Origin of the sequence: Shinella yambaruensis (genome assembly GCF_050859155.1) — a bacterium.
GTDB lineage: Bacteria > Pseudomonadota > Alphaproteobacteria > Rhizobiales > Rhizobiaceae > Shinella > Shinella yambaruensis.
The window spans coordinates 143,481-168,266 of the sequence record NZ_CP150641.1 but is presented as its reverse complement, the minus strand read 5'-3'; the positions used below and the strand labels follow the sequence as shown (position 1 = coordinate 168,266).

The window sequence follows — 24,786 nt, the reverse complement described above, 5'->3', positions numbered from 1 at the left end:
GGCTGGATGCCCGCTGCCCCGTCTCAATCGGCGACGGAGACGTCCGGCGCGACGGAGCCGATATTGTAGCCTTCGAGCTGGGCGGCCGCGCCGTTCTTTTGCGGGAAGTTGAGGATGGTCGCGGTGCCCGGCGTGACGGGAACGACGCGCGAGGGCGGCAGGTCGAGGAATTCGTGGCAGACGGCGCGGATGACGCCGCCATGGGCGACGATCAGCAGATCGCCCTCCGTGCGGGACATCCAGTCGTGCACGCCGTCGGCGACGCGGCCGCGGAAGGCGCTCCACGTCTCGCCCCGCGTCGGGGTGAAGGTGCCGGCGCGCCAGGCGACGTAGTCCTCGGGATGGTCGGCGATCAGGTCCGGCTTGCGAAGGCCCGTCCATGCGCCCATGTCGAGTTCGCGGAACCGCTCGTCGGAGGGGGCGTCGGGATGGCCGATGAGCGCGACGGTCTGGCGGGTGCGGCCGAGATCCGAGGCGATGATGCGGGCCGGCTTCAGCGCCCTGGCATAGGGACGGAAGCGCTTGACCTGGGCGACGCCGCGCTCGGACAACAGCGAATTGTCCTGGCCCTGCAGCCGCTGCTCGGCGTTCCATTCCGTTTCGCCGTGACGCATGAGGATCAGCCTCATTGATGTATCCTTTCTCCAGTGGCGGCGAAGACCGCATCGGGTGTGCGAATGAACGAGAGGGGGATCGGCTCGCCGGGCGTTGCCGTGAAATAGCCGTCCGCCATGCCGGTGATGCGCAGCTCGCCGATCATCGCCGTCACCATGGTGCGTCCGGCGATCGGCGCGGCCTCGGCAAAGCGCGCCGTCAGCGAGGGCATGCCGGCAACGACGCCGACACCGACATCCTCGGCGCGGTAGAGGAGCTGCGCTTCCGCCCGCCCGCCGGCGAGCGCGGCCGGCGCAAGGGCGAGGTCGTTGAAGAGGAGGGCGTCGCCCTCCCGGCGCACCGGCAGGAGATTGGCCGGCGGCGTGCCGAGGAAGGTGGCGACGAAGGTGGTCTGAGGGTTGCGCAGGAGGTCGATCGGCTTGCCGAACTGCTCGACGCGGCCATTGTTGAGCACGGCGACATGGGTCGCCATCGTCATCGCCTCCACCTGGTCATGCGTGACATAGACCGAGGTCGCGCCCGTCGCCCGGTGGATGCGCATCAGCTCGCTGCGCATCTCGATGCGCAGCTTGGCGTCGAGGTTCGACAGCGGCTCGTCGAAAAGCAGGATGCTCGGCTCGGGCGCGATGGTGCGGGCGATCGCCACGCGCTGCTGCTGGCCGCCGGAAATCTCGGCCGGATAGCGCTCGGCAAGCGCGTCGATACCGAGCAGGGCGAGCACCTCCCTCACCCGCCGCTCGCGCTTTTCGCGCGGCCATCTCGCGACCTTCAGCGGCCAGGCGATGTTGCCGGCAACGGTCATGTGCGGCCAGAGCGCGTAGCTCTGGAAGACGAGCCCGGCATTGCGCCGGCCGGCATCGGCGATGACGCCGCCCGTGCCGCTGGAGACGGTCTGCCCGACGAAGGCGATCTCGCCCTCGCTCGGGCTTTCCAAGCCGGCCAGCATGCGCAGCAGGGTCGACTTGCCGCAGCCCGACGGGCCGACGAGGACCAGGAAGGCACCGGGCGGAACGGAGATGTCGACGTCCTTCACGGCGGTGAAGGCACCGAACCGCTTGACGAGATTGCGGATCTGGATGGCGTCCGCGGCGCCTGTGGCAAGGGCGTTCATGTCTCTTTCCATTTCTGGACGCGGTTCTGCAGGCCATGGGCGATGAAGGAGGCCGCAAGGCAGACCACGAGGATGACGAGGGTGATGGCATTGGCGAACTGCATGAAGCCTTCGGCCGCATAGCGGTAGGCGACCATGCTGAGCACCGGCGAGGTGGCGGTGAAGAGCAGCACGACCAGCGAGAGGTCGCGCACCATCTTCACGAAGACGAGGATCGCCCCGGCGAACAGGCCCCGGATCGCCAGCGGGAAGATGATGGCGAAGAGGCGCCGCACGAGGCTCGCGCCGGTCAGCCGGGCGCTTTCCTCGATATCGGCCGAGATCTGCCCGAGCACGGAGCGGCCGGACTGCACGGCGAAGGGCAGGTTGTGCGCCGAGGCCGCGATGACCAGCAGCGCGAAAGTGCCGTAGAGCGAGGGCAGCGGGCCGATGGGCGCGCCGTAGAGCGCGATATAGGCCGCGGCGAAGGCGATGCTCGGGATCAGCAGCGGCAGGAAGGCGAGCTGGCTGAGCACGGTGGCGATGAGGCTGCCGCGGCGCTGCACGATCGTATAGGCGAGCGCAAGGCCGAGCAGCATGGTGGTGAAGGCGACGACGAGGCCGAGGCGGATCGTGGTCCAGAGCGCATCGAGCAGCACGGGATTGCGGAAGATGCCGGCCTGGCCCTGCGCCATCTGGCCGCCGCCCTCGCCGATCCAGAAATGCAGCGTCCAGTTGGAGAACAGCGCGCCGCTCTGCGGGGCAAGGCTGGAGGCCGCGAGCACCAGAACGGGCAGGACGGTGGTGGCGAAGCCGATGAGCACGGCGAGCGCGAAGAGCGGCCAGCGCCAGCCGCCGAGCGGAAAGCGCTTGGTGCGCCCGCCCTTGCCGGTGACCGTGATGAAGGCCTTGCGGCCGGAGACGATGCGGTCGGAGAGGAAGAGGAACAGCGCCGAGACGGCGATCAGAAGCAGCGCGATGACGAAGCCGCGCTCGTTCTGCCCCGTCTCGATCATGCCGAAGAGGCGGGTGGAAAGCGTCTGCATGCGCACAGGCAGGCCGAGCAGCGCGGGCGCGGCGAAGTTGGAGACGGCGCCGGCGAAGGTGAGCGAGGCGGCGGCGACCAGCGCGGGCGTGACGACCGGCAGGATGATGCCGAAGAAGATGCGGGGGCGCCTGGCGCCGGCCATCTGCCCGGCCTCGACGAGATCGGCCCCGACGGAGCTGAGCGCGGCGGCGATGATCGTGTAGGCGAGCGAATAATAGTGCGCGATGAGCACGATCGCCGTGGGGATGAGGCCCCAGGCGAGCCAGTCGGGAATGGCAAGGCCGTTCGTCTCGAAGAAGCCGGCCGAGCCGCCGAGGCGGGAATTGCGGAACAGCGTGCCCCAGGCGAGCGCGGCGGCGAAGCTCGGGATCATGTAGGGCAGCGTCGCCATCAGGGCGAGGAAGCGCCGGCCCGGCACGTCGGTGAGCACGACCAGCCAGGCAAGGAAGCCGCCCATAAGCAGGCAGCCGCCGGCCACGCAAAAGCCGAGGATCATCGTGTTGAGGAGCGGGCGCCACCACAGATTGGCGGAGAGCCGGCTGGCGAGCACCGCCTGCCAGGCTTCCAGACCCTCAGGCGTCAGCGTGGACAGGAGAATGCGCAGGAGCGGCGCGACGACGAGGACGGCGACGATGGCGATGAGCAGCGCCGGCAGGAGAAAGCCCGATCGGAGCAGGCGCCTGCCCGATGGCACGGAAAGAGACGTGGATGTCATGGTGATCCTCCGCGTCCACCGGCGCCCCGAAAGCGCGCCGGTGGACGGGTCCGTTACTGAAGCGTGATGATGAGGTCGGCGATGCGGCCGCGCGCGGCCGCCGTCTTCGCCGGATCGATCGTCCAGGCCTTCAGCTCGCCGAGCTTGACGGAATCGGGATGGTCGGCGATCGCCTTGCGCACCGCATAGTCGCCCGGCACGTTGAAGGGCTCGAAGCCCGGCCCGCCGGTCGGCGTGTCGTCGCCGAACATGAAGTCGATCAGGAGGCGCGCGGCGGCCGGATGTGGCGCCTTGTCGGCGATCGTCAGCACCGCCGGGAAGAGGATGCCGTTCGCCGGCTCGACATTGTTGGCGACCTGCAGCGCCCAGCCTTCCTTCTCGTTGTCGCGGCGGTCCGAATAGGTGCCGAAGCCGACGGGCGGGTTCTTGGCGTTGACGTCGCCGATCGACTTGTTGAGCACGTCGCTGTTGGGCAGAAGGATGAGGTCGTTTTCGAACAGTGCCTTGATGAACTGCTCGCCGGCGCCTTCGAGGCCGTCCTCGACCTCGATGTCCTTGCCGTACTGCGCCTTGTAGGCCGCCGCCATCTCGTCGGGATGCAGCGCGATCTCGGTGAGGAGGTCGAGCAGTTCGCCGCGCTGGCTCGGATCGACCATCAGCACCCGGCCCTGCCATTCCGGCTCGGTGAGCTGCCAGAGATTGGTGACGGGCGAGCCGTCCGGGAAGGCCTTCTCGTTGTACATCAGCACCTTGGTGGAGAGGCGCTGGGTGAGCAGCGGCGCCTTGTAGCGGTCCTCCAGCTCGTCCGCCACGCGCGGCGGCACGTAGTTCACGACGCGCTTTGCCTCCACAAGCTTCGTGAAGACGACGGGCGTATCGGCGATGTAGAGCACATCGACGGCATGGACGCCGGCCTGCTGCTCGGCCTCCACGCGGGCGATCTGCTTGGTCGAGCTCATGTCGACGCCGATCAGGTCTATGCCCGGATAGGCCGCCTCGAAGGCCGCCTCGATCCTGGCGATGCGGCTCGACAGCGAGAACACCGTGACGCTGCCCTCCTTCTGGGCAAGCGGCAGCAATTGCTCCGGCGTCAGGCTGTCGAGATCCTCGGAAAACGCGATGCCCGGCAGGGCGAGACACGCCACGAGGGCGGATGCGTATACGCATTTCAACATGGTTTCCTCCTCCATTTTCTCACGTCAGTCGAAGTCGTTGAACAGCTCCGACAGTTTCTCCAATCGCCCGATGACCTCCCGCTCATGCCGTCCGGCGATCGTCAGCACGATGCCGTTGACGATGGCGAAGGGGATCGTCGGGGTCTGGAATTCGCTTCCCGAGCGCCCGCGCGGGGCGGCGAGCATCAGATCGGCGGCAGGCTCCATCAACGGCCCGGCAAGATCCGAGACGAGGATGGTGCGCGCGCCGACCCGCGCGGCATGGCGCACCAGCGGCCCGTAGCTTTGCGGCTGCTTGCGGAAGGCGAGCGCGACGACGAGGTCGCCCGCCTCCATGCCGACCAGCCGTTCGGCAATGTCGCGGCCGCGGCCCGTCAGCGCGATGGTCGTCATGCCGAACCGGTCGAGCCGGCGCTGCAGGAAGCCGGCGACGGACTGGGCATGGCCCTGGCCGAAGACGAAGACGCGGCGCGCCTCGAAGATCATGTCGGCGGCACGGTCGACATCGGCCTGCGGCACGGCGCGGGCCAGCGTCTCCAGCGCGGCGATCTCGGCCGTGATGAGGTCGGAAAGGTAATCGCCGTGCTCGACCTTGGCGACCGAGCGGCGCATGCGGTTGGCCGCGTCCTGGTCGAGCAGCACCTCGCGCTGCAGTTCGGCCCGCAGGTCCGGAAAACCCTTGTAGCCGAGCTTCTGCGCCAGCCGCGTCGCCGTCGCCTCATGCACGCTGGCGCGCTGGGAAAGCTGCGGGCCGGACAGGAACGCCGCCTCCGCGCGGTTCTCCAGCATGGCGGCGATCAGCTTCTGGTCCGCCTCCGTCAGCTTCCTGGACTTGGCCTTTATGCGATCGAGAAGGGTCATGGCGCTCGACAAGGTTGTTTGCAGCGCCGATGGTGTTGGCAAAGCGCCTTGCAGTCAAGACGGCCACCGCAAGATTCCTTGCAAGGCTCTGCAAGGCCGCGCTCCCGGGCAGGGCCGCGACAGGCAATTCGGCAGGAAAAACAAGGCACGGGAACCAGCGGCTCCGAAACGCGGAGCAGCGACCGGGCGGCCGGGCATGCGGGGCGCCGGCGGCCTCGCTACCGCTCGTTCCGGTGAATGTCGCGCTGGGTGATCAGGCGGGCGCTGTTGCGGCCGGTGGCATAGGACCACAGCCAGCTCAGCGCCACGGCGATGCGGCTGCGGGTGCCGATCAGGAAGAAGATATGGGCGATGCCCCAGAACCACCAGGCCAGCGCGCCCTTCAGCTGGATGCGGCCGAAATCCACCACCGCCGCGCTCCTGCCGATCGTCGCGAGATTGCCGGAATGGCGATAGCGGAAGCGCGCCGGCGGCGGCTTTCCGGAGAGGCGCGCGCGCAGCAGCCCGGCCACGAAGCGCCCCTGCTGCTTGGCCGCCGGCGCGATGCCCGGCACCGGCGTGCCGTCCTCGTTGAGCACGCTCGCCGTGTCGCCGATGACGAAGATTTCGGGATGGCCGGGCACGCTGAGATCCGGCCCGACCCGCACGCGCCCCGCCCGGTCGGCCTCCGCGCCGAGCCAGGCCGCGGCGGGAGACGCCTTCACGCCCGCCGCCCAGATGACCGTGCGGGCGGCGATCTCGTTTTCGCCGATGCGCACGCCCTCGTCCGTGATGTTCGTCACCGCCTCGCCCGTCTGCACGCTGACGCCGAGCCGGGTGAGCGCCGCCTGCGCATAGGCCGACAAGCTCTCGGGAAAGGCCGGCAGGACGCGCGGCCCCGCCTCGACCAGGATCACGCGGGCGGTGCGCGTATCGATGGTGCGGAATTCCTTCGGCAGGATGTGCTGCGCCAGTTCGGCGATGATGCCGGCAAGCTCGACGCCGGTCGGCCCGGCGCCGATCACCACGAAGGTCAACAGCGCCGCGCGCTCCTCGGCGCTCCCGGAGACCTCGGCCTTCTCGAAGGCGAGGAGCACGCGGCGGCGGATCGTCGTCGCGTCCTCGAGCGACTTCAGGCCCGGTGCCGCGCCCTCCCATTCGTCATGGCCGAAATAGGAATGCCGGGCGCCGGTGGCGAGCACCAGCGTGTCGTAGGCAAGCGGCGCGCCCTCCTTGAGGCGGACGAGGCGTGCCGCCTCGTCGATGCCGACCACCTCGCCGAGGATCGTCGTCACGTCCGCGCGCGTCTTGAACAGGTTGCGGATCGGCCAGGCGACGTCCGAGGTGGGCAGGATCGTCGTCGCCACCTGGTAGAGCAGCGGCTGGAAGAGGTGGTGGTTGCGCTGGTCGACGATCGTGATGCGCAACCCCGGGAACCGCAGCGCCTTGACCAGCGCGAGGCCGGCAAAGCCCGCACCGACGACGACGAGGTGGTGGGTGTTGGAGGAAGGCACATCCTGCATGTTCGTCATCCCGCTTGTCCTCTTCCACACGCAGACGCCGCGAACGAGGCGGCGCCCCGTTCGCGGCGTGCGTTTCATGCTGTTTCAGGGCAAGCGCCGCGCCCGCACCGGCGCGGCCACGGCCCTGCCGTCAGACCTTCACCACGCTGGCGGTGTAGATCTCGTCGATCGTCCTGCCGAGGCTGGCATTGAACTCGGCATCATTCATCGTCACGCGCAGATCCTCGGTGAGGGCGCGCGAGAAACTGGCGATCATGCCGTGGTTGCGGCTGAGCTTCTCGCAGGCATCCGCCCGGCTGTAGCCGCCCGAAAGAGCGACGACGCGGGTGACCGCCTTGTGGTCGACGAGCGGCTTGTAGAAATCCGCGATTGTCGGGATGGTGAGCTTGAGCATCACCTTCTCGTCCGCCGGCAGCGCATCGAGCTCCCGGGCGATCTCGTCGCGCAGGATCGTCTCGGCCTCCTCCTTGCTCGGGCTCTTGATCGAGACTTCCGGCTCGATGATCGGCACGAGGCCGTGGCCGAGGATCTGCCGGCCGACCGCGAACTGCTGCTTCACCACGGCGGCGATGCCGGCCCTGTCGGCATGGGCGATGACCGAGCGCATCTTGGTGCCGAAGATGCCCTTCTTCACCGCGCGGGCAAGCAGGGCGTCGAGATCGGGCATCGGCTTCATCACCTGCGCGCCGTCCTCCTCGGCGGCAAGGCCCTTGTCGACCTTGAGGAAGGGCACGACGCCGCGCTCCTCCCACAGATAGGACGGCACCGGCCTGCCGCCGGCCTCGCCGTCCATGGTCTTCTCGAACAGGATGGCGCCGATCACCTTTTCGCCGGTGAAGGCGGGCGCCGTCATGATGCGCACGCGCATCTCGTGCATCAGGCGGAACATCGCCTCCTCGCCGTCATAGTCGGTCTCGGCGATGCCGTAGAGCCGGAGGGCGCCGGGCGTCGATCCTCCGCTCTGGTCGAGGGCGGCGATAAAGCCCTCCTTGCCGGTCATCTGCGCCATCATCCTTGCATCGGCCATGGTTTCCTCCCTGTTGCGGGCCGGGACGCGGCGCGCCCTGCCCTGATCTCGTCTTCCCCGCCGCCCGGCCTCATGCCGGAAGGCCGGCCTTGCGGTAGCCCTCGACGAAATGCGCCCGCGTCGCGGCATCGCGGAACGGCTCCGTCTCGGCCCATTGGCTGGTCGAAAAATGCGGGTTCGCGACCAGGAACAGTTCGACCTCCGCCCGCGCCTCGTCGAACCGGCCGAGCTGGGCAAGGCTTGCCGCCAGGAAACGGCGCGAGCCCGTGCGGTAGGTCTCGTCCCGGGTCAGCGTCTCGACGGCGGCCTCATAGGCGCCGGCGGCATATTGCGCCTGGCCGAGCGTCAGATAGTACCAGCTCGCCGGATAGGGATTGAGCCGGAACGCCTTGCGGATCTGCTCCAGCCCCTCCTCGATGCGCCCGGCAAGGACGAGGATGTCGGAGAGGGTGGCGAAGGTGTCGGCCTCGTTCGGATCGAGCGCGATGGCTCTTGCGAATTCCGCATCCGCCTCGTCGAAGCGGCGCTCGTAGGCGAGCAGGTTCGCCAGCACCCAGCGGCAGCCCGCGTCGTTGGGATCGATCGCGACGGCCTTTTCCGCAAGGGCAAGGGCGAGGCGGCGGGCCGGCTCCTCCGGCTCGCCCCAGTGCACCCAGCCCATCCAGTGGTTCATGGCGAGCCAGCGATAGGCCTCGGCATAATGAGGGTCGAGCGCGACGGCGCGCGTCAGCATCAGATGCGCCTCGCGCGCCGTCTGCGGCGAATCGTCGATCAGCTTGCGCGCCCGCACGCACAGGTCGTAGGCTTCGAGGTTGTTCGGCCGGTTGCGCGGCGGCGGGGCGCGCAGGCGCCCGAGCAGCGCCTCGACGATCTTGCCGGCGACCTCGTCCTGCACGGCGAAGATGTCGTCCAGGCTGCGGTCGAAACGCTCGGCCCACAGGTGGTCGCCGTTCCGTGCATCGACCAGCTGCGCGTTGATGCGCACGCGCCCGCCGGCATGCCGCGCGCTGCCCTGCAGCAGGTAGCGCACGCCGAGGTCCTCGGCGATGGCGCGCACATCCGCCGCCCGGCCCTTGTAGGCGAAGACCGAGTTGCGGGCGATGACGAAGAGGCCGGGCATGCGGGAAAGGTCCGTGATGAGATCTTCCGTCAGCCCGTCGGAAAAGCTCTCCTGCTGCGGATCGCTGCTGACATTGACGAAGGGCAGCACGGCGATCGACGGCCTGTCGGGCAGCGGACGGGGCATGCGATCCACCCGATGCGGCGCGATGGCCCCGGTGAAGCGATAACCGACGCGCGGCACCGTCGAGATCCATTCGCCGCCGCCTTCGGCCGGGCCGAGCAGCTTGCGCAGCTGGGCGATCTGGACGGTGAGGTTGCCCTCCTCGACGGCCGTGCCGGGCCAGGCCGCATCCATCAGCTCGGCCTTGCCGAGGATTTCGCCGGGCCGCCCGACGAGCGCGGCAAGCAGCTTCAGCCCGCGATGGCCGACGGCAACGGGGTCGTCGTTCCGAAGAAGCGTTCCCGCACCGGAATCAAGCACGAACGGACCAAAGGCAAAGCGCGATCCCTGCATAGGGCGCATCTATAACCGGTTTTGGAAGTTTTTGAGAACTTTTTGGGAAGGTTTAAGGACGGTTCCCGTCCGCCTCCCGCACAATCCAGCCTTCAGGACCGGGTTTTCCCCGAAAATCCGATGGAGGTTGCCATGACCCACATTCGCACGGCAAGACTGCCCGCCCCGCCCGGCCTTGCAAACCTCGGCGCGCTTCTGGCTGCCCGGGACGCCCGCCTGCGCTTTCGCTGGGACCTCGCGCGCAAGGCGGCGGAGACCCCGCACCTGATCGACGATATCGGCCTCACGCCCGACGAGGTCGCGGCGGAGATCGCCAAGCCGTTCTGGCGGGTATAAGACGGGACCATGTCGAGGTTTGCATGACGGCCGAAAGCACGACAGCAGGTGAGGAGCGCGGCATTCCGTGGGCCGCGATGGCCGGCATCATCGCGACCGTCTCGGTCTTCGCCCTGGCGCAGGGGCTGACCTATCCGCTGCTCAGCTTCATCCTGGAACGGCAGGGCACGACGCCCGGCCTCATCGGCCTGTCCGCCGCCATGACGCCGCTCGGCTTCATCGTCTCGGCGCCGCTCATTCCGGCGCTCGCGCGGCGCGTCGGCGCGGCGCGGCTGGCGGTCCTGTGCGCGCTCCTCGCCGCGCTCACGCTTGCGGCCATCGGGCTCGTGCAGGACGTGCGGGCCTGGATGCCGCTGCGTCTTCTCCTCGGCGTCTTCGCCAATCCGCTCTATGTGATCAGCGAGACCTGGCTGATCGCGCTCACGCCCGCAGCGCGCCGCGGCCGCATCCTCGGCCTCTATTCCTCGGTCGTCTCGGGCGGCTTCGCCATCGGTCCGCTGTCGCTCGGCCTTGCGGGCACGGCGGGCTGGGCGCCGTTCCTCGTCGGCATCACCGCCTTTGTCCTCTGCAGCCTGATCGTTTTCGCCGTCGCCCGGCGCCTGCCGGACCTGCCGCGGGAAGGCGAGACGGCATCGGTCGGCGGCATCTTCGCGCGCGCGCCGCTCCTCCTCTTCGCGGTCTTCACCGCGGCGGCCTTCGAGCAGACCTTCGTGTCGCTCTTTGCGGTCTATGGCGCGGCGCTCGGCAGCGGCGAGGCCCGCATCGCCGCGCTCATCACCGTGTTCATCGCCGGCAACGCCGTGCTGCAGGTCGTGCTGGGGCGCATCGCCGAGCGCTGCGGGGCGGCGCGCACCATGCTGGCCTGTGCGCTTGCCGCGCTTTTCTTCTGCCTGCTTCTGCCGCAGGCCTTTGCCGCCTGGCCCGTCTGGCCGCTGCTCTTCGTCTGGGGCGGGGTCTCGTTCGGCATCTACACCATGGCGCTGATCCAGCTTGGCGAGCGCTTCACCGGCCAGGCGCTGATCGCCGGCAATGCCGCCTTCGCCCTCGTCTGGGGCATCGGCGGCATGACCGGCTCGCCCGCGACGGGCCTCGCCATGCAGCTGATCGGCCACCAGGGCCTGCCTGCCGCGCTCGGCCTCCTGTGCGCCGTGCTGGCGCTCCTCTTGATGGCGCGGCGACGGCGGGCCTGATCGCTCTATGCGGTCCCGTTCGCCTCCAGCTTGTCCTGCGTCTTCGTGTCGAAGTCGGCGGCGTCGTGGCGCTCGTGCAGCTGCTCGGACGGATCGCCGCTCAACCGGTTCACCATGCGGCCGCGCTTGACCGCCGGGCGGGCCGCGATCTCGGCCGTCCAGCGCTGGACATTGCCGTAGCTCTGGACATCGAGGAAGGTGCCGGCATCGCCATAGGCCTGGTTGAGCGCGAGGTTGCCGTACCACGGCCAGATGGCCATGTCGGCGATCGTGTAGTCGTCGCCGGCCATGAACCGGTTGTCCGCCAGATGCCGGTCGAGCACGTCGAGCTGGCGCTTCACCTCCATGGCATAGCGGTCGATGGCATATTGGATGCGCATCGGCGCATAGGCATAGAAATGGCCGAAGCCGCCGCCGAGGAAGGGCGCCGAGCCCATCTGCCAGAACAGCCAGTTGAAGGTTTCCGCGCGGGCGCGCAGCGCGCTCGGCAGGAAGGCGCCGAACTTCTCGGCGAGATAGAGCAGGATGGAGGCGGATTCGAAGACGCGCACCGGCGCGCCGCCGCCCGCCGGCGCGTGGTCCATCAGCGCCGGGATCTTGGAATTCGGATTGACCGCGACGAAGCCGGAGCCGAACTGGTCGCCATCGCCGATGCGGATGGGCCAGGCATCGTATTCGGCGCCCGCGTGGCCCGCGGCCAGAAGCTCCTCCAGCATGATCGTGACCTTCACGCCGTTGGGCGTGGCGAGCGAATAGAGCTGCAGGGGATGCTTGCCGACCGGCAGGTCCTTGTCGTGCGTCGGGCCGGCAATGGGGCGGTTGATATTGGCGAAGGCGCCGCCATTGCCCTTTTCCCAGGTCCATACCTTCGGGGGCTCGTAGCCGGCGGGGAAATTGTCGGCAGGGGATTTCTCGGTCATGAATCAATCCTTGTCTTTGCGCGAACGCATCCGGCCTGCCGGATGCACCTTGCTCCATATAGGAAGGCGATCGCAGTTTCTTATCCCCTCCCGCGGTTCCCGTGCAACGCAGGGTCATCGCCTATGGAGGGAAACCGTTGCCCCACCCCCTTCTCCCCCGCGGGGAGAAGGTGCCGGCAGGCGGATGAGGGGGCGGGTCGGCGGCGCAAACGATCCATCCGAGCCACCCCCTCATCCGACCCTTCGGGCCACCTTCTCCCCGCGGGGGAGAAGGGGAGAGCGGCACCGCCGAACGTCATTGGCGATGGCCCGCCTTCAACGGGGCAGGATCACGGAATGGCGCGGGCTATGGCGGATGCCGGGCGGTTGGCGCATAGTCCGCCGCCGAGAGGCAAGACACATGAAATACGATTACTGCGTCATCGGCGGCGGCATCGTCGGGCTGGCAACGGCCATGCGGCTTCTGGAGGATCGTCCCGGCAGCAGCCTGGTCCTCCTGGAGAAGGAGGCGGCGCTCGGCCGGCACCAGACCGGCCACAACAGCGGCGTCATCCATGCCGGCATCTACTACCCGCCCGGCAGCCTGAAGGCCGAGCTGTGCCGCGAGGGCGCCGCCGCCACCAAGGCCTTCTGCGCCGAGAACGGCATCCGCTTCGAGACCTGCGGCAAGCTTCTCGTCGCCACCTCCGATCTCGAAATGCAGCGCATGGACGCGCTTTACGAACGCTCGAGGCAGAACATCATCGAGGTGCACCGCCTCGGCGCGGACGAATTGAAGGAACGCGAGCCGAATATACGCGGCCGCGGGGCGCTCTTCGTGCCCTCGACCGGCATCGTCAGCTATGCCGAGATGTGCGAGGCCATGGGGCGCCGCATTGCGGCCCTCGGCGGCGAGATCCGCCTGTCCACCCGCGTGACCGGCCTTCGCGAGGCACCGGACGCGGTGACCATCGGGTCGGATGGCGAAAGCTGGCAGGCGCGCATGCTGGTGGTCTGCGGCGGCCTCCAGTCGGACCGGCTCGCCCTTCTCGCCGGCCTGTCGATCACGCATCGCATCGTGCCCTTCCGGGGCGAATATTACCGCCTGCCCGCCGACAGGAACGACATCGTCCGCCACCTGATCTACCCTATTCCCGATCCCGCCTTGCCCTTCCTCGGCGTCCACCTGACGCGGATGATCGACGGCAGCGTGACGGTCGGGCCCAATGCCGTGATCGGCTTTGCCCGCGAGGGCTATCCGCGCCTTTCCGTCAACCTGTCCGACATGGCCGACTACGCGCTGTTCCCCGGCTTCTGGAAGACCGTGTTCGCCAACCGGAAATCGGCCGTGACGGAGCTGCGCAACTCACTCTGGAAACCGGGTTATCTCGCGCAATGCCGGAAATATTGCCCGGGCCTTGAGCTTGCCGACCTCCTGCCGCACGAGGCCGGCATCCGCGCCCAGGCCGTGGGGAGGGACGGCACCCTCATCCACGACTTCCTGTTCGTCGAGACGGAACGCATGCTGCATGTCTGCAACGCGCCCTCCCCCGCCGCCACCTCCGCCATCCCGATCGCCAGGATGATCGCCCGCCGCCTGACGCGGGAGCAGTGACGGGCAGGCCGGAGCGATGCCGCTTCGGCTGCGCCCTAGCGAAGCCAGCCGTCCACCGCGGCGGCGGCGGCAAGGACCCGTTCGTCGCTGTCCTTCGGCCCCGAGAGAAGGAGCCCGACGGGCATGCCGTCGGCCCCCGTGCCGCAGGGCAGCGAGACGCCGCACCAGTCGAGGAAATTGCCGACGAGCGTGTTGCGCAGCGTCTTGCCGTTGGTCTGGAAGAACAGGTCCTCGTCGTCGAGCAGCGGCTGGACCGGCGGGGCGACATGGGGAAGCGTCAGGCTGATGAGGATATCCTGCGTGCCGAGCCGCGCCTCGAAGGCGGCCGTCAGCCTTTCGCGGGCGGCCAGCGTTTCGAGATAGTCGGACAGCGCGATCTTCTCGCCGAGGAGCGTGCGCTTGACGACGCGGGGATCCATTTCGGCCGCCGCCGGGCCGGTGATGCGCGCGCGGTGGAGCGCGAAGGCCTCGGCGGTCACCAGCGCGCCGTGCCGCGCCATCACGTCGAAGACCGCGGAGAATTCCGGGAAGGCCTGCCGGCGGATGCGGGCGCCCGCCCGCGCCAGGCGCTCGACGGACGCATCGAAGGCGGCGACGACCTCCGGCTCGGCCCCGTCGAAGAACACGGTCTCGGGAATGACGAAGGAGAGATCGGCGGGGCTGAGGCGCGGCAGCGGGCCGGCGGCCGCCTGCCCGCGCATGGCGGCGTCGATCCACACCGCATCCTGCACGGTGCGGCAGAGCGGGCCGAGGGAATCGAGGCTCTTGGCCAGCGGGAACACGCCGTCCATGGCATAGCGCCCGCGCGTCGCCTTGTAGCCGACGATGCCGTTGAAGGCGGCGGGGATGCGCACCGAGCCGCCGGTATCGGTGCCGATGGAGACGGGCACGAGCCCCGCGGCGACCGCGACGCCGGAGCCGGACGAGGAGCCGCCCGGAATGCGGTGCTCGCCGGCCGGCGAAGCCGGGTTGCGCGGCGTGCCGTAATGCGGATTGATGCCGAGGCCGGAAAAGGCGAACTCGCTCATGTTCACCCGCCCGATGCTGACCATGCCGGCGCCGGCGAGCGCCTGCACCACGGCCGCGTCGCGGCCTGCGGGCGCCGCATCCTTCAGCACGCGCGAGCCGGCGGTGGTCGGCAGGCCCGCAATGTCGAAAAGGTCCTTCCAGGCGATCGGCACGCCATCCAGCACGCCGCGCGAGCGCCCTTCGCGCAGGCGCCGCCGCGCGGCCTCCGCTTCCGCCTTCGCCCGATCCTCCAGAAGAACGGTGAAGATCGCGGCGTCCGGATGGGACCGGATGGCGGCAAGCGTCTCTTCGGCGAGCGCGACGGGATCGAGCGCGCCCGATTGCAGGAGCACGGAAAGCTGGGCGATCGACCGCGGCTCTGTCGTCATCGTCAAATGTCCTTCTCTGCGCGCCCGACGAGCTGCATCCAGCGGCGGACGAGATAGTTGTGTTCATCCATGGTCGTGTTCCAGACGGCGATGCCGTTGGCGCGCTGCCAGTAGGAGCCGCCGCTGCGCACCGCACCGCGCTTGACGCGGACGGCGCCGTCGGGACCCGGCAGGTCCTCCCGCGCGGCGAGGCCTTCATACCAGTAGTCCCACTCGGCGGCGCTCATGTAGCGGCGCGAGCGCTCCGGGGTGGAGATATAGTAGCCCTGCCGGGCGACGACCGCGCCCGGCCAGCCGGAAATCCACCAGTTGAGATAGTCGTAGGCGACATCGAGCATGCGGCCGGAAAGCCGCCGGGAAAGGCACAGGCCGCCGTGCCAAGCGCGATAGCCCTCCACCGGGGTCGCCTGCTCGACGGGGAAACCCCGGCCGTTGAGGATGCCGATGCCCGTCGACCACATGCTCTGGATGTCGGTTTCGCCGGCCACCATCAGCCCCGCGGCCTCTTCCGCCGTGCGCCAGAACCCCCGGAAGAAGCCCGCCTTGCGCCGCGCCTCCAGGATATCCATCAGCTCGTCGATCTCCGCCACCGTCATGTTGCCGATATTGCCGAAGCTCATCAGGCCGGCCGCCTGCGCGGCGAGCGCGGCATCGAAAATGCCGATCGCCGGCTCGTCGACGAGCGCGGCGCGGCCGCTCCAGCGTTCGTCGAGCAGCGCGGCCCAGCTGTTCATCGGCGCAAGGGGATCGGCGGCATCGCTGCGATAGGCGAAGCTGTCGAAATTGTGCGTCGTCGGCAGCATGGAGATGCGGCCGGTCGGCGTGTCGCCGAGCGCGAGGCTCGGCTGGACATAGAGCTTGCGCGCCGGCACGTCGCCCTGGCCCATGCGGGCGCTCGGGCCGATCTGGCCGGTCTTCGTCAGGTCGTTGATCTCGTCCCAGAGCGCAATGCGGGCAATCTCGATCGGCTGGATGGCGCGCCAGTACCAGACGATGTCGAGATTGTGGAAACACTGATCGTAGATGTCGTAGCGGTCGGGCTCCTGCGCGGCCTTGTGCTGGGTGACGATGAAATCGTTGTTGTCGAAGCTGACCTCGATGCCGAGATCGGCCTCGGCCTTCACGCGCAGCTCCTCCAGAAGCGAGATGGCCGTGCCGAGCACGCGCAGCTTCGGCTTGCCGGCCGTATGGACGGCCGGTGCTGCCGGTTCCGGTTTCGGGGAATGCTTGTTCATCAAGGGCTCTGGGCGTTGCGAACCGGTGCGGCTGCCTCTGGCTGCGGACTGTCTGCGGCCTTCCCGGCAAGCGCGAAGGCGTTGAAGGACCGTTTCAACAGGTTCGGATCGAGACCGTCAACAATAAAGACGATGCGCGAGGAGCGCTCCCCCGCCGGCCAGGCGTCCATATGCACGGGCGGATGGACGAGATGCTGCACGCCATGCACCGCCACCGGCCGGTCCTCGCCCGCGATGTCGAGCATGCCCTTCACCCGCAGCACGCGCTCGCCGTGGCGGTTGAGCAGCATGGTGAGCCAGACGCCGAAGCCGGTCCAGTCGACCGGGGTATCGACGGTGATCACGAAGGAGGAGATGGCCGCCCGGTGCGGCGTACCGTCCGCCGTCACCAGCCCGGCGGGGGCATCGCAGTAGAAGCCGCTCGCCGATTGCAGTCTTGCCGCGCGCTGCGCCGTGTCATCGCCGAAGAGCGCATCGGCGCCCGGCCCGTCGGCCGCCGCGATGTGGCGAACCGCGTCCGGGTTGAGCTCGGCAAGCCGCGAAAGCAGGCGCACCAGAGCGGCATTGCCCGGGCAAAGATCCGCCTTGGTGACGACGATGCGGTCGGCGATGGCCGCCTGCCGGTTCGATTCGACATAGGTGTCGAGCTGGCCGAGGCCGTTGACGGCATCGACGGTCGTCACCACGCTGCCGGCGCGAAAATGATGGCGCAGCACGGGATCGGATTTCAGCGTCGAGAGCACCGGGAAGGGATCGGCAAGGCCCGTGCTCTCGATGACGACGCGGGTGAAGGGCGGCGCGAGGCCGCGTTCGCGCTTCGAATGGAGATCGCGCAGCGCCTCGGCCAGCTCGCCGCGCACGGTGCAGCACACGCAGCCCGACTGCAGCAGCACCATCGTGTCGTCGATGCGCTCGACGAGATGATGGTCGAGGCCGACCGCACCGAATTCGTTGATCATGACGGCGGTATCGGCGAGCGCCGGATCGGCAAGCAGGCGCTTTAGCAGCGTGGTCTTGCCCGAGCCGAGGAAGCCGGTCAGCAGATGGACGGGCGTGAAGGCGGGAATGTCAGCCATTGCTTACGCTCTCCATGCGCGCGATCAGCACGGGATCGAGCGGATCGCAGGGCCGGCCGGCAAGGCGCTCGGCGGCCGGCCAGAGGTGGCCGAGGTCCTCGATCATCTCGCTCTTGCCGGTGCGCGTCGCCAGCACGAAGGACGAGCCCTGCCAGTCGGAAAGGCCCATGCCGAAGGCGGCGAGCACGCGGTTGACAGCTGTCACCCGCCGGGCGCGCTCGCGCCGCCGGTCGAGCCGCTCGACATTGCGCGTGTAGACGCCCGGCCGCGCGGCCGCGTCCGTCCAGTGCTGGTCTCCGCCGATGACACCGCATAGGGAGCACATGGGGTTTCGTCCTTTCTTCCTTGGTGCACCCCCCTCTGGCCTGCCGGCCATCTCCCCCTCAAGGGGGGAGATTGGTAGGGGGCGGGACTCCTGATCCAAGAGCGACGTTGGAGATGGGCGAAACGGTGCTCCATCCGATCTCCCCCCTTGAGGGGGAGATGGCCGGCAGGCCAGAGGGGGGTGCTCGCCCCTACTTCTTCCGCGGCGACCGCCGCGCAAAATCATCCGCGATCTCGTCCATCGTCACGAACTTCACGCCCGGATGTTTGATAATATGCGCATAAAGCCGCTCCAGCATCATCAGCACCTGCGGCCGGCCGGCGACGTCGGGGTGGATGGTGATCGGGAAGACGGCATAGTCCATCTCGCGGTAGACCCAGTCGAACTGGTCGCGCCACATCTCCTCCAGATGCCGCGGATTGACGAAGCCGTGGCTGTTCGGCGATTTCTTGATGAACATCATCGGCGGCAGGTCGTCGAGATACCAGGAGGCCGGGATCTCGATGAGGTCGGTCTCGTGCCCGCGCTTCAGCGGCACCATCCAGTCCGACGGCTTCTTCGAATAGTCGATCTTGGTCCAGCTGTCGCCGACGCGCACGTAATAGGGTGTGAAGTCGTTGTGCATCAGCGAGTGGTCGTACTTGATGCCCCGCTCCAAAAGCAGCTCGTTGGTCACGTTGGAGAACTCCCACCACGGCGCGACATAGCCGGTCGGGCGCTTGCCCGAGAGTTTCGAGACGAGCTCGATGCTCTTGTCGAGCACCTCCGTCTCCTGCTCGCGCGTCATGGCGATGGGGTTCTCATGGGTATAGCCGTGGATGCCGATCTCGTGGCCGGCCTCGGCGACGGCCTGCATCTGCTCGGGAAAGGTCTCGATCGAGTGGCCGGGGATGAACCAGGTGGTCTTGACGCCGAACCGCTCGAAGAGCTTGAGGAGGCGCAGGCTGCCGACCTCGCCGGCGAAGATGCCGCGCGAGATGTCATCCGGCGAATCCTCGCCGCCATAGGAGCCGATCCATCCGGCCACCGCGTCGACGTCGACGCCGAAACTGCACAAAATCTCTTTTGCCATTTTGTATCTCCTTGGTTCCCTCAAAAAAGGATCAATGGGCCGGGATGACCGTCGCCTCGGCGGGGTTCCAGCTCAAAAGAACGGGGGTTCCGGCCGGGAACGCGCCCGGGCGGTACTTGTCGACATGGGCTTCGAGCGCGACCGCCCGCCCGTCCTGAAGCCGCGCCGTCAGATGCGCGATATGGCCGACGACCTCCGAGCGCTCGATGCGGGCGTCCACCCGGTTCTTCGCGCCGGACAGCGCCGCCTCGCCCGCCGCATGCAGCTCGATCGCCTCGGCCGGCACGACGAGATTGACGCGGCCCTTCTCGGCGAGCGCGCCGTTGGCGCGGCCGGACAGCGTGCCTATGCCCGTCGTCACCACCACGTCCTCGCCCTCGCTGCCGGCGACCTCGCCCGCAAGCACGGTGTTGCGGCCGATGAACTGCGCGACGAAGGGCGTGTTCGGGCGGGTGTAGAGCTGGTGCGGCGGGCTCACCTGCTCGACGCGGCCCTGGTTCATCACCACGATGCGGTCGGAGAGCGCCAGCGCCTCCGACTGGGCGTGCGTGACGAAGATGAAGGTGACGCCGAGGCTCTTCTGCAGGAGCTTCAGCTCGTTCTGGATGGCCTTGCGCAGATTGGCGTCGAGCGCGCCGAGCGGCTCGTCGAGCAGCAGGATATCCGGCTCGACGACGAGGCCGCGGGCGAGCGCGATGCGCTGGCGCTGGCCGCCGGAGAGTTTCTCCGGCTTGCGCTCGGCGATGTCCTCAAGGCCGAGCGTCGCAAGGATGCGGTCGACCTTCGCCTCGCGCTCGCCCTTGGGAACACCCTTGACCTCCAGCCCGTAGCCGACATTGCGGCGCACGCTCATATGCGGGAAGAGCGCGTAGTTCTGGAAGATCATCGAGGTCGGGCGGCGCTGCGGCGGCACGTCGTTCATCCGCTCGCCGCGGATCAGCATGTCGCCGGAGGAAATGCCCTCGAAGCCGGCGATCATGCGCAGCGTCGTCGTCTTGCCGCAGCCGGACGGGCCGAGGAAGGCGATGAACTCGCCCTTGCGGACGGACAGGTTGAAGTCGATGACGGCGGGCGTGCCATTGTCATAGACCTTGCCGACATTGTTGAGTTCGAGGTCGAACAGCATCAGGAAATCTCCGGTCGCGGACCGGGGCCACGCGCGCCCCGGTCCTTCGTCTTGGGATCAGGCGTTGAGGAACTCGTCCCACTTCTGGATGAGGTGGTCGTATTCGTCCGGCCACTGGTGCCAGTAGGCGACGTTCTTCGCGCGCTCCTCCAGCGAGCCGCCGTCGCGCAGGTCCCCCTCCTTGATGCCGCGCTCCTCCGCGCCGACCCAGGGCTTGCCCTCGTACCAGAAGGCGTATTTCTCCGGGGACATGACGTCCTTGATGTTGGTGGAGGGCGAATAATAGCCCTGTTCGGAGACCGTGATGCCGGGCTCGCCCGAAAGCCAGTAGTCGGCATAGGCGATGACGGCGTCGCGGTTGGCCGTGCCGGCGATCATCGAGGGGCCGATCGCCCAGCCGCGATAGCCTTCCTTCGGCACGGCGTATTTGCAGGCCTTGCCCTGCGCCTTGACGGCCATGACGGCCGGCTGCCAGGCGTCGCAGACGACCATCTCGCCCGAGGCCATCAGGTTGACCAGCTCGCCGAAATCGCCCCAGAGCGCGCGGAACTGGCCTTCCTTCTTTTTGGAGACGAGGAAGGCGGCAGCCTCGTCGATCTCGGCGGCGGTCGGGTTGCCGGGGTTCTTCACATCCGACAGGCCGAGCGTGTTCATCGCCATGATGGCTTGGCCGAAGGCGATGAGCGGGTCGGTGTTGAGGCCCGACTTGCCCTTCCACTTCGCATCGAAGATCGCCGTCCAGGTGTTGGCCTCCTCGTCGGAGAGCACATCCGGATTGTAGCCGATGGAATCGTAGTTGTAGACGGCGGGCACCATGTTGAGCACGGTCTGGCCCTCGTCCGCCCAAATCTGGCCGACAATCTGCGCGGCGCGGTCCCACTTGTCGCTCGCCGTGGTGAAGGTGTCGCGGATATTGGCCCAGTTCTTCAGCGAGGCGGCCGGGATCGTCTCGACATTGTCGGTCATGACGATGGAGGGCAGGCGCTCGGCGATGATCTCCCAGCAGTCGTAGTCCTTCGAGCCCGAGAGGATCTTCGTCTGCGCGTCCGGGAAGGTGGCGGCAGTGCCCGAGGTGCCGCCGACACCGGAGGCCTTCTTGAACTCCTCGAGGATGCGCTCCTGCACCGTCACGGAAAGGCCGATGGTGCGCAGCTGCTGGCCGGCGAGGTCAGCGGCCTGCGCGAAGGCCATGCGCGAGGAGAGGAACGGCGTGCCGCCGCCCATCGCCAGCGCCATCACCCCGGCCGAGCGCTTGAGGAGCGAGCGGCGATTGATTTCCGACTTGAACATGTCTCTTCTCCAGTTGTTATCGTTCCCCGGAGCCGCCCCGCGGCTCCTTTTGTCTGCAATTCCGGGCATAAACCGCTGCACATGCTTGCCGGGATTGCTCAGTACCGGCCCACCAGGAGGCCGCCATCCACGACCAGCACCTGGCCGGTCATGTATCTCGCGCTGTCGGAGGCGAGGAACACGGCGACATCGGCGATGTCCTCCCCGGTCCCGAGCCGCCCCATCGGAATGAACTCCGCCGCCTTCTCCGCCCCCGCGGGCCCGAGCGAGTTCTCCTCCGAGAGAAGCTGCGCGGTGCGGATGTAGCCGGGCGCGATGCCGTTCACCCGCACGCCGTCGCGCGCCATCTCGACGGCAAGGCCCCGCACCAGGCCGACGACGCCGGATTTGGCCGCCGAATAGTGCACGTGCTCGTCCCAGCCATAGGCGACGCCCATGATGGAGGAGAGCGCGACGACCGATCCCGACCGGCGGGCGCGCATGCCGGGCGCTGCGGCCCGCACGAGGCGGAAGATGCCCTTGAGGTCGATGTCGAAGGTGAGGTCCCACTTCTCGTCGGTGAGGTCGGCCAGCTTCGTGCGGTGCGCGATGCCGGCATTGGCGACGACGACGTCGATGCGGCCGTGCCGCGCCTCGACATCGGCGACCAGCGCGTCGGTCGCCTCCGTCGAGCGCACGTCATAGAGGTGGAACTCCGCCGCGCCGCCGGCGGCCAAGATCGCCGCCACCGTCTCCCGGCCTTCCCTTTCAAGAATGTCGGTGACGACCACATGGTCGCCCAGGGCTGCAAACGCCTTCGCGGTGGCCGCGCCGATGCCGATGCCGGCCCCTGTGACGATGACGATGCGTTTCTTGTCTGCGCTCATGGCTGTCTCCGAAGTCAAAAGGGGGCGATCGCATGGGGCGGGACATCGCCGCATCTGCCCTTCTCCCCCGTGGCGAGAAGGTGGCCCGAAGGGTCGGATGAGGGGGTTTTGCAGCGGGGATGCTTGCTTCCGGCATCCCCCTCATCCGCCTGCCGGCACCTTCTCCCCACGGGGGAGAAGGGGAGGTGCGGCGACCGGTTCATCCGATGGGCAAGCGTCGTCGGGGTCACAGCATCACGTCCCCGCTGTTCGGCCCGAGCGTCTGCCCGACGAAGAGGCTGGCGGCGGGGGATGCGAGGAAGGCGACGGTCTCGGCCACCTCCTCCGGCTCGCCGAAGCGGCCGAGCGGCAGGCCCGCCCGCTTGGCGGCCCGCCAGTCCTCCGAAAGCTGCATGACGAGCGGCGTGTTGATCGGGCCGGGCGCGACGGCGTTGACCCGCACCCCGCGGGCGGAAACCTCGCGGGCGAGCGCCTTGGTCATGCCGATGATCGCGGCCTTGGCGCCGGAATAGTGCACGAGCTCGACGCCGCCGATCTGGCCGAGCTGCGAGGCGACGTTGACGATGACGCCCGCCCCGGCGGAGAGCATCGCCGGCAGCACGGCCCTGGTCATCAGGAACGTGCCGCGCACATGCACGGCGAACATGCGGTCGAAATCGCGGACATCGAGGTTCTCGAACAGCGCCTGATGGGCGATGCCGGCATTGTTGACGAGCAGCGTGACATCGCCATGCGCCGCGACGGCGGCAAGATGGATGGCCGCGACATCCGCCTCGCCGGAGACATCGCCCGCCACGGCGACGGCCTTGCCGCCCGCCGCACGGATCTCGTCCGCCACCGCCTCGGCGCGCTCGGGCGAGAGGTCGTTGACCGTCACGGCGTAACCGTCCGCCGCGAGCTTTTGCGCAATGGCGCGGCCGATGCCGGAGCCTGCGCCGGTGATAAGAGCAGCGCCCGCCATCACGCCTCCTCCTGGATCGCCATGCGCTTGGCGCGGCGCACCGACAGGCCCATCAGCACGGCATAGGTGCCGAGCAGCGCGAAGGAGAACAGCGTGGTCAGCACGCCGAAGGCGAAGACGTTCGGATGCACTTCCACCGAGAAGGTGCCGTAGATGGCGAGCGGCAGCGTCAGGTCCCGGCCCGAGGCGAAGAGCGTGCGCGAGAACTCGTCGTAGGAGAGCGTGAAGGCGAAGAGCATGGCCGAGAGCACGCCGGGGAAGATCAGCGGGAAGGTGATCTTGCGGAAGGTGCGCGCCGGGGTGACGCCGAGCGACCAGGCGGCCTCCTCCACGCTCGGATCGAAGCGGTTGAAGATCGCCAGCATGACGAGGAAGGCGAAGGGGAAGGTGTAGACGACATGCAGCACGAAGGCCGTGCCCCACCAGTGGCGGTCGACGCCGAGCGTGTTGGCGACCAGCGCCATGCCGAGGCCGACGAGCACGCCGGGCACCATCATGCCGAGCACGATGAGATAGAAGACGACGCCCGAGCCGCGGAACCTCTTGCGGAACGCCTGGGCGGCGGTGACGCCGAGCACGGTCGAGACGATCATCGTCATGACGGCGAGCGCCAGCGAGCGCACCAGCGCCTGTTCGATCGGCAGCGGCGCGATGCGCGAGGGCGGGGTGAGGCCGAAGAGGTGCTTGTACCAGTAGGTCGACCATTCGATGATCGGGAATTGCGGCCCGCCCTCCGGCCCTGTCTGGAAGGAGAGGATGGCGAGCACGGCGAGCGGGCCGTAGAGGAAGACGATGAACAGCGTCGTATAGAGGCCGAGGCCGAGCTTGATGCCGGAAGCGTTCATGGCTCAGAGCTCCTTCCTGAGATCGACGACCCGGAGCAGCGCGGCGACGACCGCGCCCATCAGGATGGTCAGCACCACCCCGGCAACCGCGGCGAAGGCCCATTTCAGCGACCCCACCTGGGTGACGATGATGTTGCCGAGGAGGTTGACCTTGCGGCCGGAAAGCGCGGCCGAGGTGGCGAACTCGCCGAGCACCATCACGGAGACGAAGATCGCGCCCACCACCACGCCCGGCATGGAGAGCGGCAGGATGATGGTTCTGAAAATCCGCCAGAAGCTCGCCCCGAGATCCTGCGCCGCCTCGATGACGGAAGGGTCGATGCGGCCGAGCATGAAGGCGATCGGCCCGACCATGAAGACGCAGTAGATCTGCGTCATGCCGATGATGACGGAGAGCTCGGAGAACAGCAGCACCTCGATCGGCTGGGTGACGATGCCGAGCTTCATCAGGATCATGTTGATCGCGCCCTCCTTGCCGAGCATCGGCCGCCAGGCGAGCACGCGGATGAGGAAGGAGGTCCAGAACGGGATGACGCAGAGCACCAGGAGTGCCGTCGAGAGCGTCTTGTTCTTGACGAAGAGCCCGACGAAGAGCGCCGCCGGATAACCGACGAGGAGGGTGGAGACGAGCACGATCAGCCAGATGCGGACCGTCGTCCAGAGCGCGCCGAGATAGGTGTCGGAGGAGAAGAAGGTGATCCAGCTCTTCAGCGTCAGCGTCGGCTCGATCTTGAAGGTGGTCTGCGTCCAGAAGGAGACGTAGACCATCATCAGGATGGGCGCGACGAGGAAGAGCAGCATCCACAGGACGCCGGGGGCGAGCAGCCAATAGGTGCGGTCCGGCTGCCTGCGGGTGGAAGGCGCCGCCGTTTCGACGGGCGTGTCATGGCTGGTGGCGGCCATCGTCATCTCTCATTCTCCGGGTGGACAGGGGCAGGACCGGC

Annotated in this window: 23 protein-coding genes; 3 read left to right on the top strand and 20 right to left on the bottom strand. The window is 68.1% G+C overall.

The window, feature by feature from the left end:
- Positions 1-23 precede the first annotated feature (23 nt).
- The 8 genes from WMC41_RS28615 to WMC41_RS28580 all read right to left on the bottom strand — a co-directional run bounded on the left by WMC41_RS28615 (position 24) and on the right by WMC41_RS28580 (position 9,609).
- Positions 24-629, bottom strand: a complete 606-nt coding sequence (locus WMC41_RS28615; protein ID WP_244769138.1) for a histidine phosphatase family protein — start codon at positions 627-629, stop codon at positions 24-26.
- Positions 626-1,726: an ABC transporter ATP-binding protein gene (locus WMC41_RS28610; protein ID WP_432349825.1), complete on the bottom strand. Its 1,101-nt coding sequence runs from the start codon at positions 1,724-1,726 to the stop codon at positions 626-628. The genes WMC41_RS28615 and WMC41_RS28610 overlap by 4 nt, the downstream gene beginning before the upstream one ends.
- Positions 1,723-3,468: an ABC transporter permease gene (locus WMC41_RS28605; RefSeq protein WP_432349824.1), complete on the bottom strand. Its 1,746-nt coding sequence runs from the start codon at positions 3,466-3,468 to the stop codon at positions 1,723-1,725. Before WMC41_RS28605 ends, WMC41_RS28610 begins: the two co-directional genes overlap by 4 nt.
- Before the next feature lie 53 nt (positions 3,469-3,521).
- A complete protein-coding gene (locus WMC41_RS28600) occupies positions 3,522-4,643 on the bottom strand; it encodes an ABC transporter substrate-binding protein (protein ID WP_244769135.1) in 1,122 nt (373 codons plus the stop codon).
- Between the two features lie 24 nt (positions 4,644-4,667).
- The gene (locus WMC41_RS28595) at positions 4,668-5,504 is read right to left on the bottom strand and encodes a MurR/RpiR family transcriptional regulator (RefSeq protein WP_272808887.1); all 837 of its coding nucleotides are present in this window, start codon (positions 5,502-5,504) and stop codon (positions 4,668-4,670) included.
- A gap of 218 nt (positions 5,505-5,722) precedes the next feature.
- Positions 5,723-7,006 (bottom strand): NAD(P)/FAD-dependent oxidoreductase, encoded by a 1,284-nt coding sequence (locus WMC41_RS28590; protein WP_244769151.1) that lies wholly within the window; start codon positions 7,004-7,006, stop codon positions 5,723-5,725.
- A gap of 130 nt (positions 7,007-7,136) precedes the next feature.
- Positions 7,137-8,033, bottom strand: a complete 897-nt coding sequence (locus tag WMC41_RS28585) for a fructose bisphosphate aldolase (protein ID WP_432349823.1) — start codon at positions 8,031-8,033, stop codon at positions 7,137-7,139.
- Between the two features lie 70 nt (positions 8,034-8,103).
- Positions 8,104-9,609: a winged helix-turn-helix domain-containing tetratricopeptide repeat protein gene (locus WMC41_RS28580; RefSeq protein WP_432349822.1), complete on the bottom strand. Its 1,506-nt coding sequence runs from the start codon at positions 9,607-9,609 to the stop codon at positions 8,104-8,106.
- Positions 9,610-9,741: 132 nt separating this feature from the next.
- On the opposite strand from WMC41_RS28580, the gene WMC41_RS28575 reads away from it, so the two are divergent.
- Both WMC41_RS28575 and WMC41_RS28570 read left to right on the top strand, forming a co-directional pair.
- The gene (locus WMC41_RS28575; RefSeq protein ID WP_432349821.1) at positions 9,742-9,945 is read left to right on the top strand and encodes a DUF1127 domain-containing protein; all 204 of its coding nucleotides are present in this window, start codon (positions 9,742-9,744) and stop codon (positions 9,943-9,945) included.
- Between the two features lie 23 nt (positions 9,946-9,968).
- Complete coding sequence (locus tag WMC41_RS28570; protein ID WP_432349820.1) at positions 9,969-11,135, top strand: MFS transporter; 1,167 nt, start codon at positions 9,969-9,971, stop codon at positions 11,133-11,135.
- 5 nt (positions 11,136-11,140) lie between these two features.
- Here the strand turns inward: WMC41_RS28570 and yghU are convergent, their stop codons facing one another.
- A complete protein-coding gene (gene yghU, locus WMC41_RS28565) occupies positions 11,141-12,055 on the bottom strand; it encodes a glutathione-dependent disulfide-bond oxidoreductase (RefSeq protein ID WP_432349819.1) in 915 nt (304 codons plus the stop codon).
- Positions 12,056-12,455: 400 nt separating this feature from the next.
- Between yghU and lhgO the strand changes: the two genes are divergently transcribed.
- On the top strand, positions 12,456-13,649 hold the full coding sequence (lhgO, locus tag WMC41_RS28560; protein ID WP_432349818.1) for an L-2-hydroxyglutarate oxidase: 1,194 nt from the start codon (positions 12,456-12,458) through the stop codon (positions 13,647-13,649).
- Positions 13,650-13,684: 35 nt separating this feature from the next.
- Here the strand turns inward: lhgO and WMC41_RS28555 are convergent, their stop codons facing one another.
- The 11 genes from WMC41_RS28555 to WMC41_RS28505 all read right to left on the bottom strand — a co-directional run bounded on the left by WMC41_RS28555 (position 13,685) and on the right by WMC41_RS28505 (position 24,751).
- A complete protein-coding gene (locus WMC41_RS28555; protein WP_432349817.1) occupies positions 13,685-15,046 on the bottom strand; it encodes an amidase in 1,362 nt (453 codons plus the stop codon).
- 2 nt (positions 15,047-15,048) lie between these two features.
- Complete coding sequence (locus WMC41_RS28550) at positions 15,049-16,281, bottom strand: ABC transporter substrate-binding protein (protein WP_244769126.1); 1,233 nt, start codon at positions 16,279-16,281, stop codon at positions 15,049-15,051.
- Positions 16,281-17,357, bottom strand: a complete 1,077-nt coding sequence (locus tag WMC41_RS28545; protein ID WP_432349816.1) for a CobW family GTP-binding protein — start codon at positions 17,355-17,357, stop codon at positions 16,281-16,283. The genes WMC41_RS28550 and WMC41_RS28545 overlap by 1 nt, the downstream gene beginning before the upstream one ends.
- Entirely contained in the window at positions 17,350-17,682 is a 333-nt protein-coding gene (locus tag WMC41_RS28540; protein ID WP_432349815.1) for a hypothetical protein, read from the bottom strand. Before WMC41_RS28540 ends, WMC41_RS28545 begins: the two co-directional genes overlap by 8 nt.
- A 190-nt stretch (positions 17,683-17,872) precedes the next feature.
- Positions 17,873-18,754, bottom strand: a complete 882-nt coding sequence (locus WMC41_RS28535) for a polysaccharide deacetylase family protein (RefSeq protein WP_432349814.1) — start codon at positions 18,752-18,754, stop codon at positions 17,873-17,875.
- A 31-nt stretch (positions 18,755-18,785) separates the two neighbouring features.
- Positions 18,786-19,880: an ABC transporter ATP-binding protein gene (locus WMC41_RS28530; protein ID WP_432349813.1), complete on the bottom strand. Its 1,095-nt coding sequence runs from the start codon at positions 19,878-19,880 to the stop codon at positions 18,786-18,788.
- A 57-nt stretch (positions 19,881-19,937) separates the two neighbouring features.
- Positions 19,938-21,170, bottom strand: a complete 1,233-nt coding sequence (locus WMC41_RS28525) for an ABC transporter substrate-binding protein (RefSeq protein WP_064333788.1) — start codon at positions 21,168-21,170, stop codon at positions 19,938-19,940.
- Positions 21,171-21,268: 98 nt separating this feature from the next.
- Positions 21,269-22,036: an SDR family NAD(P)-dependent oxidoreductase gene (locus WMC41_RS28520; protein WP_432349812.1), complete on the bottom strand. Its 768-nt coding sequence runs from the start codon at positions 22,034-22,036 to the stop codon at positions 21,269-21,271.
- A 226-nt stretch (positions 22,037-22,262) separates the two neighbouring features.
- Positions 22,263-22,997, bottom strand: coding sequence for an SDR family NAD(P)-dependent oxidoreductase (locus WMC41_RS28515; protein ID WP_272808875.1), 735 nt, complete (start codon positions 22,995-22,997; stop codon positions 22,263-22,265).
- On the bottom strand, positions 22,997-23,842 hold the full coding sequence (locus WMC41_RS28510; protein WP_244769119.1) for an ABC transporter permease: 846 nt from the start codon (positions 23,840-23,842) through the stop codon (positions 22,997-22,999). The genes WMC41_RS28515 and WMC41_RS28510 overlap by 1 nt, the downstream gene beginning before the upstream one ends.
- A gap of 3 nt (positions 23,843-23,845) precedes the next feature.
- Positions 23,846-24,751, bottom strand: coding sequence for an ABC transporter permease (locus tag WMC41_RS28505; protein WP_064333784.1), 906 nt, complete (start codon positions 24,749-24,751; stop codon positions 23,846-23,848).
- Positions 24,752-24,786 lie beyond the last annotated feature (35 nt).